A 20,910-nucleotide genomic window follows, 5' to 3' on the forward strand; every position below is an offset into this window, starting at 1 on the left:
GCACATGGAAATCTTCATTTCCAACTTTACATTCTTCTTATTATACCAAATTTTACAAAAAAAAGAGAGCCCTTACACTTAATTTTTTGAGTTCGGACTCACTCTTTCTATCAATCAATTACAACCATTCTTTGTACTTCTTAATATAGATACGTTTGACAACCGTCACACTAAGCATATAGAGGACGATAATAGCAAACAATAGAACAAAGTACAATCCATTTAGTTGGCTCAACTTCAAGATAGAAGCCAAAGGACTATATGGAAGGGAGGTTACAAAGAAGGCTGCTGCTAGAGTCGTCACCACGACTGAGAAGGCTGGACGACTTTGGATAAATGGAAGTTTTGGTGAACGCAACATATGAATAACCATGGTTTGAGACCACATAGATTCAATAAACCATCCAGTTTGGAACACCATGATAAAGGCTGCTGCATCTGCTGCTCCATGGTTGTAGCCATGACCTAAAATCATTGGGACAACAAGGAAATAAAGAAGCATGTAGGTAATAATATCAAATACTGATGAAATTGGACCAATCCAGGCCATAAAGCGCATGATAGAGTTTGCTTCCCAGATACGAGGTTTCTTGAGGAATTCCTTGTCGACATTGTCAAAAGGAAGGGCGATACAAGAAAGATCATAGATAAGATTGAGCACAATCAAATGAACGGGAGCCATTGGAAGAAAAGGCAAAAAGATACTGGCAAAGAGCAGAGAAAAGATGTTCCCGAAGTTAGAAGAGACCGTCATCTTGATATACTTGGTCATATTGGCATAGACCTTGCGACCTTCAACCAAACCTTTTTCAAGGACCATCAAGTCCTTATCCAGAAGGATGACATCTGCCGTTTCCTTGGCGATATCCACAGCGGTATCCACGGAGATCCCAACGTCTGAGACCTTCATGGATGGAGCATCGTTGATCCCATCTCCCATGTAACCCACCTTGTGGCCATTGTTCTTGAGGCAGAGGATGATCCGCGCTTTTTGATCGGGTGATAATTTGGCAAAGACCGTTGTTGTTTCCACAACTTGTGCTAACTCTTGGTCAGTCATCGTATCGATTTCGCTTCCCAAAAGAATCCGCTCGACATCTAGTCCTACTTTTTCACAGACAGCTTGGGTGACCTTTTCATTGTCCCCAGTTAAGATCTTGGTGGTTACCCCATATTCTGCAAGAGCTTTGATTGCTGGAGCTGCAGAAGGTTTTGGTGGATCAAGAAAGGCAAGGTAACCGGTTAGGATCATGTCTCGTTCATCTTCAACACTAAAGATGTCATTTTCGTCCAAGTCGGTTTTGTAGCTGACGCCCAAAACACGAAGACCTTGTTCATTTAACTGAGCAACTTCAGCGAGGACCTCTTGACGGACTTCATCTGTCAGGCGTTTAATCTCCCCCTTGTACTCAACATAATTCGATACAGAAAGCATTTCTTCCAAGGCACCCTTGGTCACCATGCTGACCACACCGTCTTCGTCTTTGACAATGACACTCATGCGACGACGTTCAAAATCAAAGGGCAATTCATCAATCTTATGGAAGGTTTGATCCAGATCGCGGACGATTTCATGTTTCTTGGCTTCTTTCTGGGTCCGATTGATAATCGCTCGGTCCATCAAATTTTTTAGCCCGGTTTGGAAATAGGAATTCAAGTAAGCCCGACGAAGAACTGATAGATCCAATTCGCCATGGATATCAAGCGGATACTCCAAAACGATTTCATCTTGAGTCAAGGTACCTGTCTTATCTGTACACAAAATATCAATAGCCCCAAGGTCTTGGATGGCATTGAGTTTTTTGATAACGACTTTTTCTTTTGCCATGATGATGGAGCCTTTAGCAAGACTCGCTGTAATAATCATCGGCAGCATTTCCGGAGTCAAACCAACCCCAACGCTGAGGGCAAAGACACCCGCTTCTAACCAGTCACCATCTGTGAGACCATTGATCACAAAGACAACGGGCACCATCACTAACATGAGCCGAATCAAGAGCCAAGAGATGGTATTCATTTCTCTCTCAAATGAGGTTGGTTCGTCATAGGTGTTGATGGTTTGCTCAATAGCACCCATCATGGTTTCATCCCCCACGACCAAGACCAAGGCTGTCGCCCGTCCGGAGATGACATTGGTTCCCATAAAGGCCAAGCTTTCACTCTCCAAGAGACTATCTAGATTCTGACTGTCGGCTTTTCTGAGACAAACCTTTTCAACAGCATCACTTTCCCCTGTGAGACCAGATTGTTGGACAAAGAAGTCACGGGAATCAATCAAGACCACATCTGCTGGGATCATGTCGCCAGCACTCAGTTTGATCACATCTCCTACGACGATTTCATTGATCGGAATTTCTTGTTCCGACCCATCACGCAGAACGGTCGCTGTATTGACTATCATACGTGATAGGTTGCTGGCAGCTTTATCACTCCGCAATTCTTGAATGAAGCGGATCCCACCTGAGATCAAGACCAAGATCACAATGATGATAGAGGTCGTTGGATCCTGTTCACCTGGTTTTGCTAGCCAGACATTAGTGATGAAGGAAACCAGCGCAATGACCAACAAAATCACCGTAAAAGGATTGATAATCGATTCATAGATCTTTTTGATCATGGAATCTTCTTGACCTTTTGTGATGACATTTTCGCCATAAATATCGCGGTTTTCTTCTACTTGATCGTCAACTAAACCAAGGGCACTGGTTTTGTAGTCGGCAAAGGTGCTTTCAAGTGGTTCTTGAAGGGCAGCAATGAGTCTTTCTTTATTTGTTTGCATTGGTATCTCCTTTTTCAATCAGGAGCCAATCACTTTTGGAGTCCCTACGACACAAATCAGCGATTGGCTGGTTCGGTGCGGTTCGGGATGATCGTCGATTTGTATCATAGCTCTCTCCTTTCTCTTTTCTTGGTAAGGCATAAAAAAGAGTCCTACCCTCGATCGGTAGGACTCATGAAACTCGTCATTTATTTTTCAATCAAAACTCTCAAAAAACTGACCGTCCAAGCTTTAGCTCCACAAGGCAATGAAATGAGCTTAGTCTTGACCTTTGCGATCAGGACTGTTGACCAACGAGTAGTGTCTCCACTGCTTTGCGGTAGTCATCCGTATCCTTGTGGTAGCCTCACCTACCGTATTTCGAGTTTATTGTACTCCTTCACTTACAGAAAGTCAACACTTATTTGTGAAAAGTTTCCACCAAACGTTTGGTAATTTCTTCAATGAGGGTGAAGGGAGCTGCCACATTGAGGCGGGCATGCAAGTTTCCTTCTTTTCCAAAATCTGTTCCACGGTTCAAAATCAATTTGGCTTGGTCATGGATTTTAGCATGCAGCTCATCATCGCTATAAGGATAGGCTGAAAAGTCCAACCAAAGAAGATAGGTTCCTTGGGGCTTCATGACACGGATTTTAGTGTTTTCATGCAATTCATCTACGACATAGTCAATGTGTTTTTCAAAGACTTGCTTGAGCTCTGTCAACCAAGGCTTGCCATGACGATAAGCCGCTTCTGTAGCAATATACCCTAAGCCTGAGATTTCATGTTGATTATTAGCCAATTGCCGTTGTTTAAAAGCTGTACGAAGTTTTGGATTTTCAATGACCACATAGGAATTTTTTGTTCCTGCAATATTGAAAGTCTTGGTAGCACTAGTTAAGATCAAACTGAAATCTTTAAAGCTTGGATCAACCGTGTTAAAACTGGTATGACGGTGGCCAAACAAGGCCAAATCTTGGTGGATCTCATCTGAAACGAGAAGGACACCATGTTTTTGACAAAGGTGGCCGATTTTTTCCAAGACTTCACAATCCCATACACGGCCTCCAGGATTGTGCGGATTACACAAAACATAGAGTTTAACCTCTTGCTCCACAATATCTTTTTCCAGCTGATCAAAATCAATTTGGAAAAGACCATCCTTTTCAACTAATGAATTTTCGATCAATTTTCGACGATTGAGTTTGACACTTCGGGCAAATGGAGGATAGACCGGTGTATTGATTAAGACAGCATCCCCTTCCTTGGTGAAGGCTTGAATAGCTGTTGAAATAGCTGGAACAACGCCTTCGATAAAGACGACAGCTTCCTTGTCAAAGGAATAGCCATGCTCTTCTTTTTCCCAATCAAGGATAGACTGGTAGAGGCTATCCGATGCATAGGTGTAGCCATAGACCATTTGGTCTGCATAGCCGATAACAGCTTCTCGTACTTCTGGAATGACATTAAAATCCATGTCCGCGATCCAAGCTGGAATGATTTCTGGATCGGTCTCTGTTTCTTTCCATTTGTAGGTATGGTGGGTCAAGCGATTCGGTAAAGTCGTGAAATCATATTTGGTCATCTTAAGCCTCCAATGCTTGTTTCAAATCTTCAATCAAATCATCCGCATCTTCGATTCCGATGGACAACCGAAGAAGATCATCTGTCAAACCGTATGAATGACGAACTTCTGCAGGAATGTCCGCGTGAGTTTGGGTGGTAGGATAAGTGATCAAACTTTCAACTCCGCCAAGGCTTTCTGCAAAGGTAAAGACTTGAAGGGAATTCAACAAGTTAGGAATTTTTTTCTCATCTTGAATTTTAAAGGAGACCATTCCACCTTTTCCAGTGTAGAGGACTTCTTTGACCTGAGGGGAGGTTTTCAAAAACTCGACCACCTTGCGAGCATTCTCTGTGGAGCGCTCCATCCGGATAGAGAGCGTTTTGAGACCACGGATCAGCAGATAGCTGTCAAATGGGGAAAGAACAGCACCTGTCGTGTTCAAATTGTAAAAGAGTTTGTCATACAAGTCTGCATCATTTGTCACGACAACACCAGCCAAGACATCGTTGTGACCAGCCAGGTACTTGGTTGCTGAATGAAGAACAATATCCGCTCCCTCTTCAATCGGGCGTTGATAGATCGGGCTATAGAAGGTATTGTCCACCACGACTTTGGCACCTTTTGCATGGGCCAATTTGGCTAAATGAGCAATATCAAATTCCAACATCAATGGATTAGTTGGTGTTTCAATATAGAGGACATCTACTTGATCCTTTTCTAGGTGTTGAAGCAGTTCTTCTTCTGTATTGGCATAGGTGAAAGAGAAGCGGCCTTCTTGCTCTTGTTGGTTAAACCAGCGGAAAGAACCGCCATAAAGGTCACGAACGGCTAAGACTTTTGAACCAACTGGGAAAATGCTAAAAGCAAGCACGATGGCTGACATTCCAGAGCTTGTCGCCAAAGCATAGTCTGCACTTTCGATAGCTGCCAAAGTCTTCTCAGCTGTTGCGCGTGTTGGATTTTTCGTACGGGTATAGTCAAAACCTGTAGACTGACCAAATTCTGGGTGTTGGTAAGTCGTAGAGAAATGCAAAGGAGTTGTCAAAGCTCCCGTTGCTTTATCCGACTTGATTCCTGCCTGTGCCAAGATCGTATTGATATTGCGTTTTTTACTCATATTGCCCTCCGATAAACATTCAATCTAACTGCTTACTATTTTATCACTATTATGAGGAGAGCGGTTTTCCCATTTTCAAGACCTAGCTATAGTTTCAAACTATAAGAAAAGAGAGTGGGACAGAAATCGGTAATTCGTTAGAATTCGATTTCGTCGTCCCACCTCCGCACAGTTGAGTAGGGCTGTAAAAGCTGATGAAATCAGCGTAGTAGAGCCCACTCAACCACTGCGTCTTGCTCGACAATCCAAAAACAAGAAGAGGCTAGGACTTTTGTCCCAACCTCTAATTTATTTAATCCGAAATTTTTGTCTGAGACGTGTAGCTTGACCTCCGATAAAGCGGTCAAAATACCGTAGCCATAATCCTAAGGCTCCATATATAGCAACTCCTAATCCGCCAATGACGACGATATAAATCATGCTCGATACACGGCCATTTGGTGGGAAAATCCAGCCCAAAATCAAACCAGCGATCAAGACTCCAAGTAGCATCACCACAGTCAGGATAGAACCAAGCAAGGTCCGCTTAAAGACGATGGTGCGATTAAACTGAGTAATGGTTTGGATCTCTCGATACATGAGGACGATTGGCACCATTAAGGCAATGGTCGTTGACAGAAGCGGCCCATAAGAACGAAAGACCAAAATAAATGGAATCTGTAGGACCAATTTCACCACTACCCCATAAAGGAAGTAGCGAATGGCCTTGCGATTTTGAAAGAGGGCTTGAATCATTGGCGATAAGACCGTGTAAAGACCGAGAATTACGGTCTGCAACATCGCTACGATGAAAAGTCCTAAGGCCAAGCCATCTGGTTGCCCGTAGAAAACCGTATAAAGTGGTTTTGCGACTGCTACTGCACCAAAGGTGGCTGGAAGCAAGAAAGCTAGCAACATGGTCAAGTTATCCTGTACGAGCTTCCCAGCTGCTTTTAGGTCCCCCTTGACATAATTCTCTGTCAACAGAGGAATCCCAACTCCCCCAATCGAAGTCGCTACTGCAATCAAGATCATGGTGATTTTGTTTGGATTAGCAGAGAAATAACTAAACATGACCAATAGCTGCTTTTGACTATAATCTGTGAACCAAGACATGACATTGATAAAGGTCATCTGGTCAACAATTTGGAAGAGCTGAATCGCGGAACCTGTGATGATAAAAGGAATGGCCTCCCGAATCGTATCGATCAAGAGAGCCCGAGTGTCAATCCCTTCACTTCCCTCTTGCTTTCTAAAAATAGAAGAGAGCAAGCCTGTCTTTGCAAGGTAATAAAAGAGCACCAGAAGGCTCGCTCCCATACCAATAAAGGCCGCAAAGGTCGACTGCGTCACAGCCTGCACGTAATCACCTGAGCCAATCTTCATAATGAAGAAGGTCGTGAGCAACATCCAGATGACCCGAATGACTTGTTCTGCAATCTGGCTTATAGCGTAAGGCTTCATGTTGTTAAAACCTTGGAAAAATCCCCGAATGACACTCATGGAAGGAAAGATCAAGACAGCCCAAGAAAGGCTCTGCATGATCGGAATCAACTCTTTTCCCCCACCTGAAAGACTCGCAAAGACAGGAGACAACAGATACATGAGAATGGCAAATCCAAGGCCTAGAATTCCCATAAATTTCAAGAAGCCCCGAATCAAAGCAAAGCTATGATCCGCTTGCTCCCGGGTATTGTATTTGGCTACTTGCTTAGCAACAGCTACGGGTACTCCGGCTGTCGAAATCAAGAGAAACCAAGCATAGATATTGTAGCCCATTGTAAAAAGACCATTGGCTTGTGGCCCATATTTTCCCATCCAAATATACCAAGGAATAATATAAGCGGCTCCTAGCAAACGGCTGATAAAGTTGCTGGCTGTCATCCAGGCAGTCCCGCGTAGCATCTGGGCTTGCTGGTCATTTTGTTCGTGACTCATAAACGTCCTCTTTCGTTTCTTCTTCTCTTCATTATAAACTTTTCCATGTTACTTGTAAAATTCAGACTTTCGGTTTACAATAGTTTTATGATTACAATTGAACAAACCCTCAACATTTTAAAACAAGACCAAAATTTCCGAGAAGTTCTAGTAAATGGTGAATACTACTACCATCTAGAAGGAACAAGTTTTGACGCTATTAGCTATGATAGCCGTAAGGTTTCTGCTAGTACCCTCTTTTTTGTTAAAGGGGCCAACTTCAAAAAAGAATACCTGGAACAGGCTATTTCTAATGGACTCGGCTTTTATGTCTCTGAAAAAGATTATGAAGTTGGTATTCCTGCCATCCTCGTCAATGATATCAAACAGGCCATGAGCTTAATCGCCATGGAGTTTTATGGACACCCTGAGAAACAATTAAAACTATTGGCCTTCACAGGGACTAAGGGAAAGACAACCGCGGCCTATTTTGCTTACCATATTTTGGAACAAAGTCACCGACCAGCTATGCTGTCGACCATGAATACAACACTGGATGGTAAAAACTTCTTTAAATCGACCCTGACAACTCCAGAGAGCTTGGATCTTTTTGCCATGATGGCTGAGGCAGTAGCCAATGATCGGACCCACCTCATTATGGAAGTTTCCAGTCAAGCTTATCTAGTGAAACGGGTTTACGGTCTGACCTTTGACGTTGGTGTTTTTCTCAACATCAGTCCAGACCATATTGGCCCAATTGAACACCCAACTTTTGAGGATTATTTCTACCACAAACGTCTCCTCATGAAGAATAGCCAAGCCGTTGTCATCAATAGCGATATGGATCATTTCCAAGTTTTAGAGGATCAAGTCGCAAGCCAAGACCACGATTTTTATGGAAGCCAGTCTGAGAATCAAATTGAAAACTCTAAGGCCTTTAGCTTCTCAGCCACTGGTAAATTAGCTGGAAACTATGAAATCCAACTGATTGGACATTTCAACCAAGAAAATGCTGTGGCTGCAGGTCTTGCCTGCCTTCGCCTAGGTGCGAGCCTCGAGGATATCCAAAAAGGGATTGCTAAGACGCGTGTTCCTGGCCGAATGGAAGTCTTGACTCAGAAAAACGGCGCTAAGGTTTTCATCGACTACGCTCATAATGGAGATAGCTTGAAAAAACTGCTCTCAGTTGTTGAAACCCATCAAACGGGGACCATTTCACTGGTCCTTGGATCAACTGGGAATAAAGGAGAGAGCCGTCGCAAAGACTTTGGTTTGCTCTTAGAGGAGCATCCTGAGATCCAAGTCTTCCTCACAGCGGATGATCCCAACTATGAAGATCCTTTGGCAATCGCTGAAGAGATTAGTAGCTTCATCACGCGCCCTGTCGAGAAAATCGCAGATCGCAAAGAAGCCATTCAACTGGCCATGGCAACAACCAGCAAGCCTGAAGATGCCGTCATTATCGCCGGAAAAGGAGCGGACTGCTACCAAATCGTCAATGGCGTAAAAGAAGAGTATCCAGGTGACGCCGCCATCGCTGAACGTTATCTATGATCAAATGAAAAAAGGCTAGGAAAATTCCTAGCCTTTATTTTTTTATAAAAATGAATCGTTCTTTATCAAATTCGACAGCTAACTCATACTTTCCATCTTCATTTTGAATGATGTAGCCCAATAAAACTAAACTGTCGACAAAGATGTCCTTGCGCTTTTGCTGGACTACTTCTTTTTTGAGAAATTTGAGCAAAAAGCTAGTCATATACTTGAGAGCATACTCAGGATTGACATCGCCCAAAATAGCATAGAGCTTTTCTTGCTCCTCTGTCAATGGATATTGGTGGGCAACCTTGTAGAAGTAATTGGAAAGGGTCTGTGCATTTCGTTCAAAGTCCGTCTCCTCTATGAGAATCGCTTCATTGGTAGTATTGCGGAGTTCCGTTTGGAAGACCTTGGCTTTTAATTCTTGATAAACTGCACTGTCCTCTCGGACAAAGACCTCCTGATCCAGGTCCACTCGATCAGCTGACTCCAAGAAGGGCAGGTTGAGGGTGTAGCGTTTATTTTCTCGAAGGATGAAGCCCGCTTTGATATATTCCTCCATCAGCTTATCCACTGGTTGATCTGGAAATTGGGCCTTGATTTGCCGCAGGATCACATCGTCGTGCTGATCCAAAAAGTTGATCAAGTCCTTGAAAAATGGCTGACGTGTCAAACGTGTGGGATTAATGATTGTAATCATGAATAGGTCTCGTTTACTGTTTTATCGGTTCGTTCTTATTGTAACATAAAAATTAGTTTAAGCGAAATCAATACCAAAGGACAAAATCTTCAATTTATGGATAGGCAGGCAAGAGGGGAAAATAAGGCAATAAAAGAACTTAGTCTTTTCAATCCAAGTTTACTGTAGAAGCCCCATAAGTTATTCCAACTCATTTCATTTCTATTATTTTAAAAGAAATAAAATCAGTCAGTAGTTGCCTAATGCGTTCTGGACATTCTTCATTGTCCCTACTGTAGATACTCACTAAGCCATGTAAAAAAATAAAGATTCCACTACGAATATTTAGCGCTTCTGCATCAGATAAGTCTTTCGGTAAAAAGACATCAATAGCTTCTTCCAATAAACGATAACTTTTCATTCTCAATTGCATCAACGGTTGCGAACAATCGCCTGAATCTTCATGCTCTCCACGGTAAAAAATCAATAATTCATAAAAATTACGTTCTCTAAACCCAAAATCCACGTATGTTTGACAGATTTGAAGCAGACGTTCCTTATCATTCTGCTTGGAATGACTGATTTCTAAGCAAGTATGATAGAGGTGAGTTAACGGTTTTTCCGCTACTGCATATAATATATCCTCTTTCTTTTTAAAATACTGATAAATAGCTGTATGTGAACATCCTGCAGCTTGAGCAATCTGCCTAATTCCCACCTTCTGGTAAGGTTCTTTTCGGAAAATTTCCTCTGCTACTCTGATAATTCTGGACCTTGTATCCTTTGCCATTACAAACTCCCTTTAAACCCATCCGATGCCTCAAAATCTCGTACTGCATCTTTTACCTCACTACCATGACAAACACTAACAAGTGCCTGTGAATAATCCTTGAGAATTCTTTCACCACTAGCTAAAGCTTGTCTCATATCTGCTGTATATCCTTTCATTGGTGGACGCAACTTTCCACCTCTCGTAGCTGTGAAAAGATCTCCAGCGATTAAAACTTGATCCTCTTCATGGTAATAAACAACATGACCAGGTGAATGACCAGGAGAAAATAGTGGTTTTAATCCTGCCCTACTTAACAAGTCTTGACCTTCTTGACTTTCAACAGTTATAAAAGTAGCCGGGTCAAAAATGACTTTTTCTTTCTCTTTTCTATTTGGAAAAGGCTCTTTGCCTGAAATATAGGGGAATTCCTTCTCACTGATTAAAGTCGGGATGTTACCAAAGTACTGTCTAAGATAGGGCAAACCTTTGATATGATCTGGATGTCCATGGGTCAGAAAAATTGCTTCAATTTTTTGTGGGAGTAAAAACTGGGCAGCGTACTTCTCCATTCCTCGCATTCCCGTATCAATCACATAAAAGCGACTAGATGATTCAACTAGCCATATGCTGACAACAAAAACACCCAATTCGAACTCAAACTTTCTTATATGTGGACTGATTTGTTTTGTACGTGTTAATAAACGATACAAGAAAGACATATTTACTTCCTCCTTTGATTTCCATCAAAAACTAACCAGTGGTTAGTTTTTTTGTGAAGTATATCATATTTTATCTGTCTAAACAAGAAACATCCAGAGGATATTAGAAAAAAATACAACTTTTACAAGTTGTATTCGAAGGTAGAACATATTTTTAAAATATTATTTTTCTTTAGTTTGATGTAACTCTTATAAACTGTATCAAAGATTCAGATTGTTGTTTCATGAATCCAAATCATCCAAATACCTTTCTTTAAACTGTAGCTGTGGTGATTGGGCTAACTGACTCGGGTTGGTCCCGGGCTGATCTAGAGGAACGGCTAGACCGAGCCCTCTGTAGTAATCTTCCCAAAACGGACTAATCTCCTGTTCCTCATCTCCAAACTTCATGGGAATGGTTTCAAAAATAGGGAGTAGTTCTGCGATGAACTGGGAACAGTAATAACCATCTCCATCCGGATAAAAGGAAGCATTGTAGGGAGTCCCTAAAAGGTTTTCTGCCCGCTTCTTGACTTCTTTGAGATCGATTTTCGGGTAGCGATAAAGGTCATATGCTTTCTCAGCTTCAAAGAAATCTTCAGGGGATTGGGCAAGGACACCGCCTTCCACCGTTGCATGATAAATGGAATCGTCCAAAAAGATGGCCACATGGCTATAGTTGCCAGTTGATGTCTGGATGGCTTGCCCCATTTCTGTATTTTCACTGACAAAAATCAAATCGCCCGTCTCTAACATGATCTTCTCCTAGCAAAAAAGGAGCCGAAACTCCTTTTTAATAATGGGTTTTCCCACCTATCATTAAGCATTAAAGCTTTCTGTCAATTGAGGCACCACTTGTTTCTTACGTGAAACGGCACCTGGAAGGAAAGCGTGGTTGTTTTCAAGTTTGAAGTTGAAAGCAGCTTCTACCTTGTCCATATTGGCACCAAGGGCCAAAATTTCTGAGTTTGAGTTGACGATATCTGTAATCATCAAAACAAAGTCAGAGTAGCCGTTAGCTGCATTGGCAGCTTGGATAGCTGCTTCGATTTCAGCTTGGCGTTCCAAAACTTCCGCAATATCAACTGTATTCACTTGAGCCACACGAACGTTGTTTCCGTTCAATTCAAAAGTCTTAGCATCGATATCGATCAATTCTTCTGCTGATTTGCTTGCCAAGTTAGTACCAGCCTTGAGCATGGCAAGACCGTATTCTTCCAAGTTGACACCAGCCAATTCAGCCAATTCAGGCGCAATGACTTTATCAGATGGGTGGGTAGTTGGAGATTTCAAAAGAAGGGTATCTGAAATCAAACCTGAAAGCATCAAACCTGCCAATTCTTTTGGCACTGCTACACCGTGTTCTTTGAACATGCGGTAAACGATAGAAGATGCTGATCCAACTGGTTCCAAACGCATGTAAAGTGGGCTAGCAGTTTCAAAGTTAGCCACACGGTGGTGATCCACTACACCATAAACTTCTACTTCAGCAATATCTGAAACAGATTGTTGGAATTCATTGTGGTCCGTCAAGATGACTTGTTCTGCACCTTCTGCTTTAGCTGATGTGATGACGCGTGGTGCTTCCACACCAAAATAGTCCAATACGAAAGCTGTTTCTTCATTTGGAGTTCCAAGAGCCACTGCTTCTGTATCCAAACCATATGCTTCTTTTGCAAGATAAGCAAAAGCTACAGATGAGCCGATAGCATCTGAGTCAGGATTTTGGTGACCAAAAACGAGAATTTTTGACATATTTCTACCTCTTTATTTCATTTATAGATTCACTCTATTTTAACACGTTTTTCCGTTTAAAGAAAGGGAAGAACAATGCATTCACTAGAAAAAACAGTTGGGATTGCCAACTGTTTTTCTTCTTTATCCTTTGACCCGTTTCAGGTAATCTTGGTAACTTTCTGTTTCCATCAAATCTTTTGCATTTTGGACCCGTTCTTTTGTCGGTGGTTTCACACCCTCCAATTTGTACGGAATTCCCAATTCACGCCATTTGAATTCCCCCATAGTATGGTAAGGAAGGATCTCAAATTTATCGACATTTTTAAGGGTTTTAACAAATTTTCCAAGTTCGATCAAGTCGTCATCTCGGTCTGTCAAACCTGGCACCAAGACGTGGCGAATCCAAACGGGCTTGCCAATATCAGACAAATACTTGGCACAAGCTAGAATCGTTTTATTGGTATGGCTGGTCACAATTTTGTGTCGTTCATCATTGATTTCCTTGATATCAAGAAGCACCAAGTCTGTCACTGCCATCAAGCGGTCAAATTTTTCCAAATAACGAGGCGTATTCCGGAAAGGAAGAGCACAGGTATCCAAAGTACAATGAATGCCCAACTCTTGAGCCTTGGTAAAAAGTGCAATCAAAAAGTCAATCTGCAAGAGGGCTTCTCCACCACTGACAGTGATTCCCCCTTTTTCGCCCCAAAATCCACGATAACGGAGGGCTTCTTCTAAGACATCATCCACCGTCCGCTCACGGGACTTGTTGGTTTCCATTGCCCAAGTATCTGGATTGTGGCAGTATTGACACCGCATTTGACAGCCTTGAAGGAAGACAATAAAGCGGATCCCAGGCCCGTCTACTGCACCAAAACTTTCTGTTGAGTGTACCATTCCTGTTACTTTTCCATAGTCAACTGTTTCATTTTCCATTGAGGAACCTCTTCTCTTGAAAACGTTTTATGATTTTATTATAACACGATTCCATCTATTTTAAAGAGTTTAAGCTTCTTTTTGAAAAGAAACTGTTCTTTTCAGTAGTTTTCATTGTCCTAGTACAGTTTCCAATATGGGACTATCTGTCCTGTATTTTAGGAGAAAAAAAGAGCCAGCGACTCCTTTTTTAGATCTTTCTTTTGAAAACGTTAGTAAGTCTTTTTCTTCTTATACCAGACAAGACTCATCGTAGCTATTGCCACTCCAAAAAGAGCTAGATAGCTTGTTTCTTGTCCAGTAGATGGGAGGATTTTCCGTTTTCCTGGTGTCTTCGTTTCTGTTGCTGCCTCTTCCTTGTCGTCTTGCTTCTCATCTTCGTTCTTGCCCTTCTCTTTGCTTTCAGATGGTGAACTCTTTTGTTCATTGGCTTGAGCCTGATGAGGGACTAGTTGAGATCCTGTATTCGATGAGGAAGGGATGGTTTGATCCGTTGGTTGTCCTGTATTCCCTTGTTGATCATCCGTCGGCGTTCCTGGAGTTTGTGCTCCACTAAAGTCGATTTGGACCAAGACAGGATCATGGTCTGATGCACGACCATGTTCCTTCATAAAGGAAGCATTGATATGGACGGGTTCAAACCTTGCTTTGGCTGCCATGTTGTTTGAGATAAAAATGTTATCCAAAACTTGATTGCTTCCACGGTAGAAATAAGAATAGCGATCGCCTACATCATGTTGAGCCATTAAGTTGGTTAGTTCACTACCCGCAAGGATCTGTGCCGTGGTTGAGAAATCGTAGTCATTAAAATCACCCGTCAAAACAAAAGTGGTCTTAGGATTTTGCTTCAAGCCTTCTTGAACGAATTGATGGATGACACTGGCTTGTGCTTCACGAGTTGGCAAGGTATGTTCCACTGCTGGTTGACTTGCACCATAAATAGCATCATCTCCGATTTTTGATTTCAAGTGATTGGCAATCACCACAACTGGTTGGCCCTTGAATTCAAACTCAACAGCTAAAGACTTGCGAGTATGATCAAACGATGGGTCATTTGGGGCAATACGAGCTGGATTTTTAACCAAGTGTCCCTTGTCAAATTGCGCTGCCTCGTTGCTAGTTGCTGCCTCTTTTTTGGCTAAGGCTACGCGTTCTGGATTGTAGAGGATTCCCAAACGAATATTGGAACCAGGCTTTCCTCCGTCAGCGCCATCTACTGGAGCAACCTCCGTATACTCATAGCTCTTACCCCCCAATTCCTTGATCCGATTGGCTAGTTTGCGTCCACTTTCAACACCACTGGTCGTTCCGTCATCCACACTACCATTATTGTCCTGCACTTCGATCAAAGTAATGATGTCTGGATTGTGAATTTCATGGATAAAGGAATTGGCAATCAGCGTCACCTTATCCTCTGGGGTTTCATTTTTGGCATTGTTGGCCGAGAAATTTTCAATATTGTAGGAAGCGATGGTCAGCTTGTCCTCACTTGGTTGCGTTTGAGCTGCTTGACGCTGCAAGCCACCATCTTGGACCGTCAACTGTTGAGTGGGCTCTAATTTATAGAAGCTATTTCGATACGTTACCACTCCTGTCACATCTTCTGTAAAGTAATCCTTAGCTTTTGCGACAAACTGATTCCCAACATAAATCGGGATCGTCGCTGTATTTTGCGCATGTGGCCGTAGATTCAGACCTCCAATATTGTTTAAAGGAAGACCTGTGAAATCTTCTCCCAAGACATAGATATCTCCTTTGTACTGGGGACCAAGGACATGCGGTTTCTTCACCACCGTGAGCATTCCTTCCAGGCTTTCCCAATAATCGAGGGCATCGGTTTCTGGAGCATAAGCAGTCGGATTAGGCTTCACCTCTGCTGGCATCTCCGCAGTGATATTCACAGCTTCTGGAAGAGGGGCTGACCCATCTTTGGTGATCCAAGTGTCAACCAACATGGTCACCGTTAAACTATTCGTCGGTTCCTTAAAGGTCTTCCCGGCTCCCAAAGTGACTTCCTCCATATAGCCTTCCTTGACGGTACCGGTGATTTTCACCTTATCGCCGACTTTCACCTTGTATTTGGAAACAACATAAATCCCATCTGAAGTACGGCTATTGCCATCCGATTCAATATCTTGGGCATAAAAACCATAGCGGTCTGTCTTAGTCACCACTGCATTTTTGATGGCTACCTTTTGGCCTTCCAGTGGAGAGCGTTGCGCTTCCCCTTGAATGTCCCCGATCTTAACCGTTTTCTCCTCAGCAGCGTCTGAGGAACTGCTAGATGTCTCTTCTTTATCACTCGAAGCTCTCGTCGTAGCGTCTGTAGTTGTTGTTGTAGCAGAAGTCGAACTATTTGTCGAGCTTTCCTCGCTGCTAGTGTTCGTCACAAGCGCTGGCTCTGAAGTCGAAGCTGTGGTCTCGTCTGCAACTACCGTGAGGGCACTGCTAAAGACCCCCAACTGACTAGCCAATAAGGTGGCTACTCCCAGTAGGCGAATCTTTTTACCGTTTTTTCTCATGCGTTTCTCCATCCCTAAAAAGTTTTCCTCTTTTATTATAAGGGAATGACTTTGTATTTTCAAGCGCTTTCAAAAATATTTTTCAAAAAGAAAAACACTTCGACCCAAAAAGATCGAAGTGTGAAATACTTAAACTAATATCGCCAGTGTCTGATATGGTTTCAGAATTACTTTTTCAGAAAGCTCTACCTTCTCATAGTTGGATAAAAGCACGCGCCCTGTTTGGTAGTCTTCTGGAATCGCTACTTCAACTTCACTGCCATAGAAATGATTGAGTACCAAGAGTTTTTGACCATCTAAGTGACGTTCAAAGGCATAGACTTCTTTACTATCCTCCATTGCTGGCAGATAGCTTCCTTCTGAAATGATCCGCATTTCTTTACGCAGGCGAATCAATTCTTTATAAAATATAAAGATTGGTCCATCCATTTCCTTTTCAACATTGATGTCTTTATAGGACTTCCCAACCTTCAACCATGGTGTGCCTGTTGAAAAACCTGCATTTTCATAAGCATCCCATTGCATTGGCGTACGAGAATTATCACGTGATTTGGCTTGAATAATCTTAAAGGCTTGCTCAGGAGACTGACCTTGATCCAAAAGCATCTGGTAAGCATTGATGGACTCGACATCCACATAATCTGCCATCGAATCATAGTCTGGATCAATCATGCCGATCTCTTCGCCCATGTAGATATAAGGTGTACCACGTGACAAGTGAATGCTAGCAGCGAGCATGGTCGCTCCTTCATTGCGGAAGTTCTTGATACCTACAAAGCGATTCAAAGCACGAGGTTGGTCATGATTATTCCAGAAGAGGGCACTCCAACCACCTCGTTCACTCATTTCCTTGCCCCAGGTATGGTAGAGACGCTCAAGCTCTTGCAGGAAGAAGGCTTTATTGAGACTGTTCAAGGAATGGGGTCGCAAGTTTCTAGACAAGCACACTTTGACTTCCCCGTTTCCCAATTAACCAGCTACCAAGAAATCGTCAAAGCTTCTGGTCTTCACTCAGAAACCAATGTCATTCGTTTGGAAAAGATCAGTATCGATGAAAAAGGCGCTAAAAAGACAGGTTTCCCCCTTCACCGATTGGTTTGGAAAGTAACCCGGCAACGGGTGGTGGATGGTGTCGCTTCTGTCTTAGATATTGATTACCTAGACAGAGAGCTCATCCCTGGCCTGACCAAGGAAATTGCCCAGCACTCTATCTACCAATATATAGAAGAAGACCTGAAATTGCAGATTGGCTATGCTAAAAAAGAAATTTTGATTTCACCAATCGATAATCGTGACAAGATCTTACTGGATCTCGGAAAAGACAAACACGTGGTGACAGTCCGTTCCCAAGTTCACCTAGCAGACGGACGGCAATTCCAATTCACCGAAAGCCGGCACAAATTAGACAAGTTCCATTTTGTGGACTATGCAGAGCGGAGGAAATAAAAAAGGCCGGGACAAAAGTCCTAGCCTCTCAATTATTTTTGGATTGTCGAGCAAGACGCAGTGGTTGAGTGGGCTCTACTACGCTGATTTCATCAGCTTTTACAGCCCTACTCAACTGTGCGGAGGTGGGACGACGAAATCGAATTCTAACGAATGACCGATTTCTGTCCCACTCTCTTTTATTTTATCCTAATACCAATTCATCACTAACCAGGGTTTCACCACTGTTTTGTTGGAAGAGGCGCATCAAATCTTCAACCGTTAGGTTTTTCTTTTCTTCTCCTTTGACGTCGACAACGATCTTGCCTTGGTAGAGCATGATCAAGCGGTTGCCGTATTCAATTGCATGGTTCATATCATGCGTAATCATCAAGGTTGTCAAATCATGGCTTTCCACGATCTTTTGTGTCAATTCCATGACCATTTCACTAGTCTTAGGATCGAGCGCTGCGGTATGTTCATCCAGAAGCAAGAGTTTGGGTTTGACCAAGGCTGCCATGACCAAGGTCAACGCTTGACGTTGCCCACCAGACAAATATTGGGTGTCGACTTTGAGGCGGTTCTCTAAACCGATATTCAGTTCCTTCAAGGCTTCACGGAATAATTCGCGATCTTTCTCCCGAACTCCCCAGCCCAAACCACGAGATTTCCCCCGACGTTGGGCAATGGCCATATTTTCTTCAATGGTCAAACGAGAAGCTGTCCCCATCTTGGGATCTTGGAAGACACGCGCAATATCTTTCGCACGCTTACGAACACTCGTATTTTTGATAGAGTTACCTTCTAGCAAGATATCCCCTTCATCTACAACCAGATTTCCTGCCAAGATGTTCATCAAGGTTGATTTCCCAGCTCCATTTCCACCGATGACCGAAATGAAGTCCCCTTCTTCTACTTGGAGATCCAAGCCTTTTAAGACATGGTTTTCATTAACCGTTCCTGCTTCAAATGTCTTATGAATGCCTTCAATTGATAATAATGTTGCCATACTTTTCTCCTACTTATTTCCTAACTTCAATCCGCGAACACGAAGACGTTTTTGCGCCTCAGGAGCGAACAAGACAATCGCGAGCAAGATCGCATTGAAGAGACGAACCATATTTTGATCGAGATTTGGGATCTCATAAATATTTAAGATAATCAAACGGTACACAATAGCTCCAACCCCGATGGAAAGCAAACGCCAACCAATGGTCAATTCGTGGATCAAAACTTCTGCGATAATCACAGCACTCAAGCCGACTACGATCGTCCCTGTACCAGAAGTCACATCTGAGAAACCATCATTTTGTGCAAACATGGCTCCACAAAGGGCAATCAAACCATTCGAAATCATGTAGCCCAACATCTTCATGTTATCTACATTGACCCCATTGGCCTCACTCATTGGAATGTTATCACCAGTCGAGCGCAAAACCAAGCCAAGTTGCGTCTTCATTAAGAGAGTTAACAAGATACATACGATGATCAAGCAAGAAATGCTAATCAAAAAGACAGCTTCTTCATTAGAAAGACCTAATTTCATCACACTCTTGAAAATGGTACTAGAATCTCCGATAGAAAGGTTAGGAACCCCTCCCATGATTTTGATATTGATAGAGTAGAGACCGGTCAAAGTGACAATCCCTGTCAAGAGGGCTGGAATTTTCATTTTTGTATGGAGAATTCCAGAGACCAATCCTGCGATCATTCCGGCTAGGAAGCCTAAAAAGGTTGCAAGCCAAGGATTTCTTCCGGCTTGAATTTGAGATGCTACAACTGCTGCCCCAAGTGGAAAGGCTCCTTCTGCCGTCATATCAGCAATATCTAAAATTCGAAATGTTAAGTAAACACCGATCGCCATGATCGACCACAATAAACCTTCTGATAAACTTGATAAAACAAAATTCATCTCAAACCTCCTATTTTTCTACCTTCAACGAGCTAATATCAATTCCAAGCTCTTTAGCCATCTCTTTATTGGTGTGCAATTCTAATTTTTCAGGTGTTTCAACTGCGACTTTGCCGGGTTTCTCACCCTTCATGATGCGAATGGCCATCCGAGCAGCTTGTCTTCCCAATTCCTCATAATCAGTACCAAAGTTGTACAAGCCACCAGTAGCCACCATTTCAGCAGAACCTCCAAAAACTGGCACCTTATGACTAATCGATACCTGTTTGACAGTTTCCATTGTAGAAGAGATAATATTGTCTGTCGGAACAAAGACGATATCTGCTTCTGACATGATACTGTCTGCTGCAGCTTTCACATTGTTACTATCGAGAATTGTTTTTTCAACCACTTGATAGCCTTTAGCTTCAAGGATCTTCTTCGCATTATCTTTTTGGACGACTGAGTTAGGCTCACTTTGCGTATAGAGGATCCCAACTGTTTTCGCCGTTGGAAGCACTTGCTTAATCATGTCTACCTGTGTAGAGATCGCATCTTCTGACTGGTCACTTGTCCCTGTGATATTGCCACCTGGTTCTTTCAAGTTTTTCACCAATTTCGCTGCCAATGGGTCGGTCACAGCTGAGAAAACAATAGGTGTTGATTTAGTGGTATTAGCCAAACTTTGTGCGGAAGGGGTTGCAATCGCAAAGACTAGATCACTTTCTTCTGCCAATTGTTTAGAAATATTTTTCAGATTTCGTTGCTCCCCTTGAGCATTTTGGAAATCGATCTGAATATTTTTCCCATCTACATAACCCTCTTTCTTCAACTCCTCGATAAAGCCTTTTCGTGTCGCATCGAGCGACTTATGGGTGATGTACTGGGAAATCCCAATTCGAAAGACATTGTCTTTTTTAGTATCCTTTAGATTGTGTAAGGTCACCAATGATGTTAACAGAAGTCCTACAACCAGGACAGGTGCTAGCAATTTTTTCACTACTTTCATTTATTGACTCCTTTTCTGCAAAATAAACAAAAAATCCGCTTAGATGATACTCTAAACGGATGCTTGAAATTCTCCAACAAGTTACAAAACCTCGGTCCATTTAGATACTAGCTCTATGGACCATCATCAAAAATCTTAGCCACATAGATACAAACAAATTGCTTGGGTTGTTTGCATCCATGAGATCATGTCTACAAACACTATCTAAAGTAGCTAAAGTAAAATTTTTGAATGGAAATGGCTTGTTGCTTCATGTTTATTTTCTGCTTTCTTTATTTATGGGTATTATCTTACCGTAATTTTTTTTTGATGTCAAGACTATTTCAGAAATTTTTGAAATTTTTTGAAAATTCAACTGGTCCTG

General features: G+C 42.4%; 15 protein-coding genes, 2 pseudogenes and 1 riboswitch. Of the genes and pseudogenes, 2 read left to right on the forward strand and 15 right to left on the reverse strand.

The window, feature by feature from the left end; translation table 11 throughout:
- Window positions 1-118 precede the first annotated feature (118 nt).
- From mgtA to RIN70_RS07620, 4 genes are all read right to left on the reverse strand, one after another.
- Window positions 119-2,779, reverse strand: a complete 2,661-nt coding sequence (gene mgtA, locus RIN70_RS07605; RefSeq protein ID WP_070588766.1) for a magnesium-translocating P-type ATPase — start codon at window positions 2,777-2,779, stop codon at window positions 119-121.
- A gap of 207 nt (window positions 2,780-2,986) precedes the next feature.
- Window positions 2,987-3,144: riboswitch (M-box (ykoK) riboswitch) on the reverse strand.
- 35 nt (window positions 3,145-3,179) lie between these two features.
- Complete coding sequence (locus tag RIN70_RS07610; RefSeq protein WP_070588765.1) at window positions 3,180-4,343, reverse strand: MalY/PatB family protein; 1,164 nt, start codon at window positions 4,341-4,343, stop codon at window positions 3,180-3,182.
- A gap of 1 nt (window position 4,344) precedes the next feature.
- On the reverse strand, window positions 4,345-5,442 hold the full coding sequence (locus tag RIN70_RS07615) for a cystathionine gamma-synthase (protein WP_195623484.1): 1,098 nt from the start codon (window positions 5,440-5,442) through the stop codon (window positions 4,345-4,347).
- A 288-nt stretch (window positions 5,443-5,730) separates the two neighbouring features.
- Window positions 5,731-7,359: a putative polysaccharide biosynthesis protein gene (locus RIN70_RS07620; RefSeq protein ID WP_070588763.1), complete on the reverse strand. Its 1,629-nt coding sequence runs from the start codon at window positions 7,357-7,359 to the stop codon at window positions 5,731-5,733.
- Between the two features lie 87 nt (window positions 7,360-7,446).
- Here RIN70_RS07620 and RIN70_RS07625 point away from each other — a divergent pair, with 87 nt between their 5' ends.
- Window positions 7,447-8,892 (forward strand): UDP-N-acetylmuramoyl-L-alanyl-D-glutamate--L-lysine ligase, encoded by a 1,446-nt coding sequence (locus RIN70_RS07625; protein WP_195623407.1) that lies wholly within the window; start codon window positions 7,447-7,449, stop codon window positions 8,890-8,892.
- A 34-nt stretch (window positions 8,893-8,926) separates the two neighbouring features.
- On the opposite strand, the gene RIN70_RS07630 is transcribed toward RIN70_RS07625, so the two are convergent.
- From RIN70_RS07630 to RIN70_RS07665, 8 genes and pseudogenes are all read right to left on the reverse strand, one after another.
- A complete protein-coding gene (locus RIN70_RS07630; RefSeq protein ID WP_070588761.1) occupies window positions 8,927-9,577 on the reverse strand; it encodes a DUF1803 domain-containing protein in 651 nt (216 codons plus the stop codon).
- Between the two features lie 190 nt (window positions 9,578-9,767).
- Window positions 9,768-10,346 (reverse strand): TetR/AcrR family transcriptional regulator, encoded by a 579-nt coding sequence (locus RIN70_RS07635; protein WP_070588760.1) that lies wholly within the window; start codon window positions 10,344-10,346, stop codon window positions 9,768-9,770.
- Window positions 10,346-11,047: an MBL fold metallo-hydrolase gene (locus RIN70_RS07640; protein WP_070588759.1), complete on the reverse strand. Its 702-nt coding sequence runs from the start codon at window positions 11,045-11,047 to the stop codon at window positions 10,346-10,348. The genes RIN70_RS07635 and RIN70_RS07640 overlap by 1 nt, the downstream gene beginning before the upstream one ends.
- Before the next feature lie 222 nt (window positions 11,048-11,269).
- Window positions 11,270-11,782, reverse strand: coding sequence for a YiiX/YebB-like N1pC/P60 family cysteine hydrolase (locus RIN70_RS07645; protein WP_070588758.1), 513 nt, complete (start codon window positions 11,780-11,782; stop codon window positions 11,270-11,272).
- 63 nt (window positions 11,783-11,845) lie between these two features.
- Entirely contained in the window at window positions 11,846-12,781 is a 936-nt protein-coding gene (locus tag RIN70_RS07650; RefSeq protein WP_003005572.1) for a manganese-dependent inorganic pyrophosphatase, read from the reverse strand.
- A 123-nt stretch (window positions 12,782-12,904) separates the two neighbouring features.
- Window positions 12,905-13,699 (reverse strand): pyruvate formate-lyase-activating protein, encoded by a 795-nt coding sequence (gene pflA / locus RIN70_RS07655; RefSeq protein ID WP_003005017.1) that lies wholly within the window; start codon window positions 13,697-13,699, stop codon window positions 12,905-12,907.
- A 212-nt stretch (window positions 13,700-13,911) separates the two neighbouring features.
- A complete protein-coding gene (locus RIN70_RS07660; protein ID WP_195623406.1) occupies window positions 13,912-16,221 on the reverse strand; it encodes an endonuclease/exonuclease/phosphatase family protein in 2,310 nt (769 codons plus the stop codon).
- A 129-nt stretch (window positions 16,222-16,350) separates the two neighbouring features.
- Window positions 16,351-17,103: pseudogene (locus tag RIN70_RS07665) on the reverse strand (alpha-amylase family glycosyl hydrolase); the annotation flags it as partial.
- Here RIN70_RS07665 and treR point away from each other — a divergent pair.
- Window positions 17,089-17,667: pseudogene (gene treR / locus RIN70_RS07670) on the forward strand (trehalose operon repressor); the annotation flags it as partial. The pseudogenes RIN70_RS07665 and treR overlap by 15 nt on opposite strands.
- Window positions 17,668-17,851: 184 nt before the next feature.
- Here treR and RIN70_RS07675 read toward each other — a convergent pair.
- Genes RIN70_RS07675 through RIN70_RS07685 form a run of 3 tightly spaced genes read right to left on the reverse strand, consistent with a single transcriptional unit; the run spans window position 17,852 to window position 20,546 of the window.
- Window positions 17,852-18,655 carry an ABC transporter ATP-binding protein gene (locus RIN70_RS07675; RefSeq protein ID WP_021153686.1) on the reverse strand — a complete coding sequence of 268 codons (804 nt, stop codon included), beginning with the start codon at window positions 18,653-18,655 and terminating at the stop codon, window positions 17,852-17,854.
- A 9-nt stretch (window positions 18,656-18,664) separates the two neighbouring features.
- A complete protein-coding gene (locus tag RIN70_RS07680) occupies window positions 18,665-19,558 on the reverse strand; it encodes an ABC transporter permease (RefSeq protein WP_013903975.1) in 894 nt (297 codons plus the stop codon).
- Window positions 19,559-19,568: 10 nt separating this feature from the next.
- Entirely contained in the window at window positions 19,569-20,546 is a 978-nt protein-coding gene (locus RIN70_RS07685) for an ABC transporter substrate-binding protein (protein WP_125826902.1), read from the reverse strand.
- Window positions 20,547-20,910: the final 364 nt, after the last annotated feature.

It is taken from the genome of Streptococcus parasanguinis, from assembly GCF_032163505.1.
Lineage (GTDB): Bacteria > Bacillota > Bacilli > Lactobacillales > Streptococcaceae > Streptococcus > Streptococcus parasanguinis_V.

Coding starts and splice junctions, on each gene's coding strand:
- RIN70_RS07615 (WP_195623484.1), bottom strand. CDS start 5,442: ATGAGTAAAAAACGCAATATCAATACGATCTTGGCACAGGCAGGAATC.
- RIN70_RS07610 (WP_070588765.1), bottom strand. CDS start 4,343: ATGACCAAATATGATTTCACGACTTTACCGAATCGCTTGACCCACCAT.
- RIN70_RS07640 (WP_070588759.1), bottom strand. CDS start 11,047: ATGTCTTTCTTGTATCGTTTATTAACACGTACAAAACAAATCAGTCCA.
- mgtA (WP_070588766.1), bottom strand. CDS start 2,779: ATGCAAACAAATAAAGAAAGACTCATTGCTGCCCTTCAAGAACCACTT.
- pflA (WP_003005017.1), bottom strand. CDS start 13,699: ATGGAAAATGAAACAGTTGACTATGGAAAAGTAACAGGAATGGTACAC.
- RIN70_RS07685 (WP_125826902.1), bottom strand. CDS start 20,546: ATGAAAGTAGTGAAAAAATTGCTAGCACCTGTCCTGGTTGTAGGACTT.
- RIN70_RS07630 (WP_070588761.1), bottom strand. CDS start 9,577: ATGATTACAATCATTAATCCCACACGTTTGACACGTCAGCCATTTTTC.
- RIN70_RS07660 (WP_195623406.1), bottom strand. CDS start 16,221: ATGAGAAAAAACGGTAAAAAGATTCGCCTACTGGGAGTAGCCACCTTA.
- RIN70_RS07650 (WP_003005572.1), bottom strand. CDS start 12,781: ATGTCAAAAATTCTCGTTTTTGGTCACCAAAATCCTGACTCAGATGCT.
- RIN70_RS07675 (WP_021153686.1), bottom strand. CDS start 18,655: ATGGCAACATTATTATCAATTGAAGGCATTCATAAGACATTTGAAGCA.
- RIN70_RS07620 (WP_070588763.1), bottom strand. CDS start 7,359: ATGAGTCACGAACAAAATGACCAGCAAGCCCAGATGCTACGCGGGACT.
- RIN70_RS07635 (WP_070588760.1), bottom strand. CDS start 10,346: ATGGCAAAGGATACAAGGTCCAGAATTATCAGAGTAGCAGAGGAAATT.
- RIN70_RS07625 (WP_195623407.1), top strand. CDS start 7,447: ATGATTACAATTGAACAAACCCTCAACATTTTAAAACAAGACCAAAAT.
- RIN70_RS07680 (WP_013903975.1), bottom strand. CDS start 19,558: ATGAATTTTGTTTTATCAAGTTTATCAGAAGGTTTATTGTGGTCGATC.
- RIN70_RS07645 (WP_070588758.1), bottom strand. CDS start 11,782: ATGTTAGAGACGGGCGATTTGATTTTTGTCAGTGAAAATACAGAAATG.